The sequence below is a fragment of the Burkholderia sp. E168m23 genome (assembly GCF_016586125.1).
In the GTDB taxonomy this organism is placed as follows: Bacteria; Pseudomonadota; Gammaproteobacteria; order Burkholderiales; family Burkholderiaceae; genus Burkholderia; species Burkholderia orbicola.
In genome coordinates this window covers 1-6,290 of the sequence record NZ_BCPP01000375.1, presented here as the reverse complement: position 1 = coordinate 6,290, position 6,290 = coordinate 1, and the positions used below count along the sequence as shown (strand labels likewise).

General features: G+C 61.7%; 5 protein-coding genes and 1 pseudogene. All 6 read left to right on the top strand.

The window, feature by feature from the left end; genetic code table 11:
* Positions 1-589 precede the first annotated feature (589 nt).
* The 6 genes and pseudogenes from JMF90_RS19420 to JMF90_RS19400 all read left to right on the top strand — a co-directional run bounded on the left by JMF90_RS19420 (position 590) and on the right by JMF90_RS19400 (position 5,951).
* The gene (locus JMF90_RS19420) at positions 590-1,966 is read left to right on the top strand and encodes a glycoside hydrolase family 28 protein (RefSeq protein ID WP_011548508.1); all 1,377 of its coding nucleotides are present in this window, start codon (positions 590-592) and stop codon (positions 1,964-1,966) included.
* 143 nt (positions 1,967-2,109) lie between these two features.
* Positions 2,110-2,247 (top strand): annotated as a pseudogene (locus tag JMF90_RS19415) (IS66 family insertion sequence element accessory protein TnpB); the annotation flags it as partial.
* A gap of 1,236 nt (positions 2,248-3,483) precedes the next feature.
* Entirely contained in the window at positions 3,484-3,879 is a 396-nt protein-coding gene (locus JMF90_RS40130) for a transposase (RefSeq protein WP_011694460.1), read from the top strand.
* Positions 3,879-4,970, top strand: coding sequence for a DDE-type integrase/transposase/recombinase (locus JMF90_RS19410; protein WP_011694461.1), 1,092 nt, complete (start codon positions 3,879-3,881; stop codon positions 4,968-4,970). The genes JMF90_RS40130 and JMF90_RS19410 overlap by 1 nt, the downstream gene beginning before the upstream one ends.
* Positions 4,945-5,733 (top strand): IS21-like element helper ATPase IstB, encoded by a 789-nt coding sequence (gene istB, locus JMF90_RS19405; protein WP_011694462.1) that lies wholly within the window; start codon positions 4,945-4,947, stop codon positions 5,731-5,733. Before JMF90_RS19410 ends, istB begins: the two co-directional genes overlap by 26 nt.
* Positions 5,730-5,951, top strand: a complete 222-nt coding sequence (locus tag JMF90_RS19400; RefSeq protein ID WP_011548505.1) for a hypothetical protein — start codon at positions 5,730-5,732, stop codon at positions 5,949-5,951. Before istB ends, JMF90_RS19400 begins: the two co-directional genes overlap by 4 nt.
* Positions 5,952-6,290: the final 339 nt, after the last annotated feature.

Genomic DNA, 6,290 nt, shown 5'->3' with positions numbered 1-6,290 from the left:
AGAAGAGAGACCTAAATTTTCAAAATAATTACAAAAACGACGAATATTAATATTCGCGTAAGAATTTGATCGATGAATTTCAAAAAGAACTCCGGAATTTTGCTAGTGCGGCGAGAATGAGGGCGCGCTGGAGAGTCGATATTTGATCTAGAGCTATTGCATCTTTTATTTATTGTTTGATCAAAAATCTGCAGTTGCTGGATGCACGTCAATGACTATGCCGCGTATAATTAAGTGAATTTGAAAGCCATATTTCATAAATTGCTTTGTACATGAGGGGCCGCCGGGAGATGCAACTTGTTTGACGCCCGGTTATCGCATAAACAGCGGCGCCATTGTGATTGCTGCTCGCACTCCCGTCAGTGCCATCACTTTGCCAACGTTCTCAACTGAGGATCATTATGGTCACCGATCCGTGTTAGTGCGCAGGGATTCGAGAAAAATCCGAGGCCCTGAGCAGTATCCTGGGATACGTGTTGTGTCCCGGCCGAGGTTCGTCCGGCGGCGAATTGCGACTCATAGGTTACCCCCCCCACTGCTTGCCGGCTGCACCTATTTCGCTCTCTTATTTTAAATACAAGGAAAACCAATGAAAGGCAAAAGCAGCACGCGCCTCGTCCTAAGGCTCTCCACCTTGGCCGCGCTCGCCGTGCAAGCGTCCGCGCAAGCGGCCACCTGCACGCCGCAGTGGAGCAGTTCGGCCAGCACCAACACCACGAATCTGCAGAACGCCATCCAACAGTGCGCTGCCAGCGGCACCAGCAGCAGTCCGGGCCTGGTCGACCTGGCCAGCAACAACGGCATCTCGACGGCGGTCATCACCAGCGTGAATCTCGCCAACAATATCGTGCTGAAGTTGGAGAAGGGCTTCACGCTGAAGGGCTCGCCCGCGCAGCCCTCGAGCGGCGCGATGCTGACCGGCAGCAATCTGAGCAACCTGACCATTACCGGCACCGGCGCGATCGACGGCGACGGACAGGACTACTGGCCTGCCGCAGTCGGGCAGAACAATACGGCCCGGCCCAAACTGATCGCCATCACCGGCTCAAACCTGCAGATTGGCTCGAACTTCACCGATGCCGGCAAATCGCAGTCGATCGTGGCCTTCCCGAGTTCGTCCAATGCTACCGGCAGCGCACTGATCATCCGCAACTCGCCGAAGGAGCAACTGGTGATTGAATCGGGCTCGAAGAACGTCACGATCGACGGCGTGTGGATCTACGCGAATCCGAACCGCAATGCCAGCGGTGACGATCTCGCGCCGAACACCGACGCGATCGACATCATCGGCACCCAGACGGCGACCATCAAGAACTGTCTGCTCGACACCGGCGACGACGATATCGCCATCAAGTCAAACGCGGGCGGGGCGGCCACCTCGAGCGTCAACGTCAGCCATTGCGTGGTGGGCGGTGGTCATGGCATCTCGATCGGCGGCCAGGAGGCGGCCGGCACCACGCTCGCCAAGCCCGGCGTCTCGCAGGTGACGGTCGACACGATGCAGTTCAGCGGCACCGACTACGGCTACCGGATCAAGACCGACCAGACCGCCAAGGACAGCGGTGCCACCACCGGCGTGACCTACCGGAACACCTGCATGCGCAACGTCCAGCAGCCCTTCCTGTTCACCTACGCCTACGCCTCGGGCACCGGCGGCGCCCTGCCGATCATCGCCAACGTCACCATCGACAATGTGATCGCCACCGCCACCAAGCAGCAAGGCGCCATAATCGGGCTCTCGAACAGCCTGATGGGCGTGCCAAAATCGGGCGACACGGGAATCAGCATCACCAATAGCCAGATCAGTGGCGGTAAGGCCTTCTCCGTGACCGACGGCGAATTGCAACTGGGCAGCCACAGCAGCGCGACGACCTCGACCGGTTCGAACGGACAAGTAGTGGGGATTCCGGATACCGGCGCGACGCTGTCCTGCCCGAGCAGCATCACGATCCCTGCGCAGATTTGAGCGACATGGGGACACGTCTTCGGTAGGGGCCAAATTAGGATCAAAACGCCTGATGCGTAAGCGCGAAATCCTCCGCACCTAGCCGGCACTGCTGAATCGATCCACGATTGCGTCCGCAACTCACACTTGCGGACGCAACCACGATGACAGCTGACACGATTGACCTCGTTTACCTGCCCCTGAAGGTGATGCACGTTTCGCCGCACGGCAAACGGTCGTTCGATCCAGATGGGAAACGCCGCCTGGTCGAAGCATGCTTGCAACCCGGCGCGTCACTATCGTTGGCCAGGCTGGCTTACCCGGATACGGGAGGCCAATCTGATCCGTTCAATGTCGTGCAAGGGCTGCTCGCCCCATAACGCGGCGTGCGAAGGCTTCTTGGGGTGCTCTTGATTTCCATGCATTTTTCCGGTTAGCCGCCTTTAAGCCCAGTAAGGCTTTGCCATGCGACCCTCAATAAATATCTATACAAATCAATATGATACTGTCTACCCCTCGCTTGAAGATCGTTGGTCGTTGTCAGAAGGTCTGGTCGGCTCGAAACCCCACCGTCGCCGGCTGTGCAAGCAGGCCCGAAAGGCCTTCTTGTTAGGCTCGTTGACTGGTTGACAGGACGGCGTTGTCGGACGCGGTACTCGGCAGGATCCGCTTCGCATAGAGCGCTGTCGATGGCGGTCAAAATCCGCGCTTTTCCGGCGGCGTCACGTCGCGGCGGCATGACACAAATGTAAAAGTCGGCGTTTTGGACGCGACCAACCTGTCGGAAGCGGGATGTTGATGCGGGGCGCGACGTAAGGAGCCCGTAGGGTGACTGGAGACGCGCCCCGCGTCGCATTGGGCGATGCGCATGGTAGAAAGGCGTTTGCCGAAGAAGAACAACAGGCGCGGCACCGGCCTCAACCGCCAAGTCCAGTACGGTGCCGCACCTCCACATAGGATCCAGATGGCAGGCCCGTCGGCCGGCCGGAGAGCCGTGTGAGCGATCAGTATCGCATTGCTCGCGCGGCCCGTCGACCTCAGTCGACTCCTCGTCTTTGGCGTTCTCGAGGAACCGCCAATGCAGCCGCCCACGGGCCGCCTGTACCTGTGCGCCCGTTGCCGGGCGCAGGTCTTCATCTGCCGCCGGTGCGATCGCGGCAATCGATATTGCCGGAATTGCGCCGCCGACGTACGCCGTGACCGTGTGCGCGAGGCTGGACGACGCTATCAGCGCACGCGCCGTGGGCGCGTTGCTCACGCGGCTCGAGCCAAGCGCTATCGGGCTCGGCGCAATAAAGTGACGCATCAGGGTTCACCTGACGTGCCCGCCGATGGTGTACTGCAACCGGACCGTGACGCCGCCATTGCACTCGCCAACGCCGCCGCCCATCCGGCGGCGGCGCAGCCGTTGCGTTGCCATTGCTGCGGCGGCTTGTTGCTGCCACTGGTGCGAACCGGCTTCGTGCGCCGTCGCGGTCCCCGTCGTGTTCGCTCCGAAGGGGCCTCCTTCGGGCGGTGCCCTGATCGCGGAGACCCCGATGACGATTCCGGTTGAACTCGAAGCGCAGATCCTGCGCCTGTATTACGCCGAGAAATGGCCGTGCGGCACCATTGCCAAGCAGTTGCGCGTGCATCGTGAGACGGCGCAGCGCGTGATTGCCCATGCCGGGCTGCCCCGGATTGGGCCGCAGCCGAAACCCTCGATGATCGAACCGTACCTGCCGTTCATCCGGCAGACACTGACGAAATACCCAACGCTGACGGCCAGCCGCCTCTATGTGATGGTTCGCGAGCGCGGCTACAAAGGGGCGCCGGACCACTTCCGGCATCTGATCTCACTGCACCGCCCCCGGAAACCTGCGGAGGCCTTCCTGCGTCTGCGCACGCTCCCCGGCGAGCAGGCCCAGGTCGATTGGGGGCACTTCGGCCACTGATGGCGTTCGTGATGGTGCTCTCATACTCGCGCGATATCTACCTGCGCTTCTTCCTTGATGCGCGAATGGAGAACTTCCTGCGCGGCCACATCGGCGCGTTTAACACATGGTGTGGACTACCAAGAGTCCTGCTGTACGACAACCTGAAATCGGCCGTGCTCGAGCGCGTTGGTGATGCGATCCGCTTCCATCCGACGCTGCTCGCGTTCGCCGGCCACTACCGCTTCGAGCCTCGGCCTGTCGCCGTTGCGCGCGGCAACGAGAAGGGACGCGTGGAACGCGCGATCCGCCATGTTCGAGAAGCCTTCTTCGCCGCGCGCAAGTACACCGATCTCGATGATCTGAACGCGCAAGCCGAGCAATGGTGCCGTACCCAGGCGGCCGACCGGCCATGCCCTGAGGATCGCACGATGACCGTGCGCGAAGCGTTCGCTCGCGAGCAGCCGTTGTTGTTGACGTTGCCCGACAATCCATACCCCGTCGAAGAGCAACTGGCCGTGAAGGTGGGCAAGACGCCGTACGTGCGCTTCGACCTGAACGATTACACGATCCCGCATACCCACGTGCGTCGCACGTTGACCGTCCGGGCCGACCTCAACCAGGTGCGGGTGTTCGACGGTGCCGAGATGATCGCCAGCCATCGACGTTGCTACGACCGGGCCGAACAGATCGAAGACCCACAGCACCTTAAAACGCTCGAGCAGTTCAAACGCGAAGCCCGGCAGCACCGCGGCGTCAACAGCCTGACCCGAGCGGTACCGGCCTGCGAGCTCCTGCTGATCCGTGCGGCCGAACGTGGCGCAAGCGTCGGCGGGCTGACGAGCTCGCTGCTACGCCTGCTCGACCGCTACGGCGCTGCCGAATTGCAGGCCGCCGTCGAAGACGCGTTGCGTGCGGGATCGGCGCATACCAATACCGTACGGGCCGCGCTGGAGCGCCGCCGCGCCGCGCGCGGCGCACCGCCTCCCGTTGCCATGAATCTGCCGGAGCACGTACGGCGCAAGGATGCGCCCGTCCAGCCGCACCGGCTCGATACCTACGATCAACTGACTGCGGAGAAAAAGGATGACGTCGACCCCGAACAACAATGAGATGCTGCGTTCGCGCGCCAGGGCGTTACGCCTGAACGGCCTCGTCGAGCATTGGTCCGAAGTCGACGGCTCCACCTGGCTTGCGCCGTTGCTGCAGTGGGAGGAAGACGAACGGGCCCATCGATCACTGCAACGGCGCATTCGCGCCGCGAAGCTGAGCAAGTTCAAGACGCTGACCGACTTCGACTGGGACTGGCCCAAGCGGATCGACCGCGCGGCGGTCGAGGACCTGATGTCGCTCTCGTTCCTCGACGACGCGACCAACATCGTGTTCATCGGCCCGAACGGCGTGGGCAAATCGACGCTGGCGCAGAACGTCGCGCACCATGCGCTGATCCAGGGCCGCACGGTGCTGTTCAAGTCGGCTAGCGAGATGCTCGGCGAACTCGCGGCACTGGACAGCGATTCGGCGCTGCGCCGCCGCTTGCATCACTATGCCACGCCGGACATCCTCGTGATCGACGAGGTCGGCTATCTCTCGTACTCGAACCGCCACGCCGACTTGCTGTTCGAACTCGTCAGCCGTCGATATGAGGCCCGATCGACCATCGTGACGACCAACAAGCCGTTCGCGGAATGGTCGGAGGTGTTCCCGAACGCCGCCTGCGTAGTGTCGCTGGTCGACCGTCTCGTGCATCGCGCCGAGGTGATCTCGATCGAAGGCGAATCGTATCGGCTCAAAGAGGCCCGCGAGCGCAACGAAGCGCGGGCCCGGCAGCGCAAGACGCGCAAACCTGCCGCAAAGAAGGGGCCGACGTCATGAGCCGCGCACCGTTGCTGCCCTCCGGGCGCCGGCGTGGCCTGCCGTTCGTCGTGCCCGACGACTGGACGCCCGAACAGGCGCTGGCTGCGTATGAACTGCTCGAGGATCTGCTCGCCGTGATCACCGACTTCTACGGCGCCCAACTCCACGAACAGCTGCGTGAGCAGCGCACGTCACGACCGGGTATCCGAACGCGAAAGCTCGACCCGCCGTTCTGAACAGCGCCACCGCCGCATCACGTCAAAGGGGCCCGAGGGCCCCTTCGTACTTGAGCGAATCACTCAGCATTGCACCGCCATTTAAGCGCGGTTTTACACCGCCATCAACAGCCCCATAGCGCGCATCGCTATCAACCTCCCGCCACGGTCCGTCGAGCCAGGCTGGATTCCAACAATATCGACACGAGACTCACTGTCTGACTGGCTACAAAATTCCGCCGCAGGTCACAGGTGACCTGAGACGGATCGTGTAGCCAAAACGGCAAGTGAGTTCTCTTATCCTAGAGGCAAGGAGAACTCGATGAAGAAGCGACATACCGACGAACAGATCATCCGCAT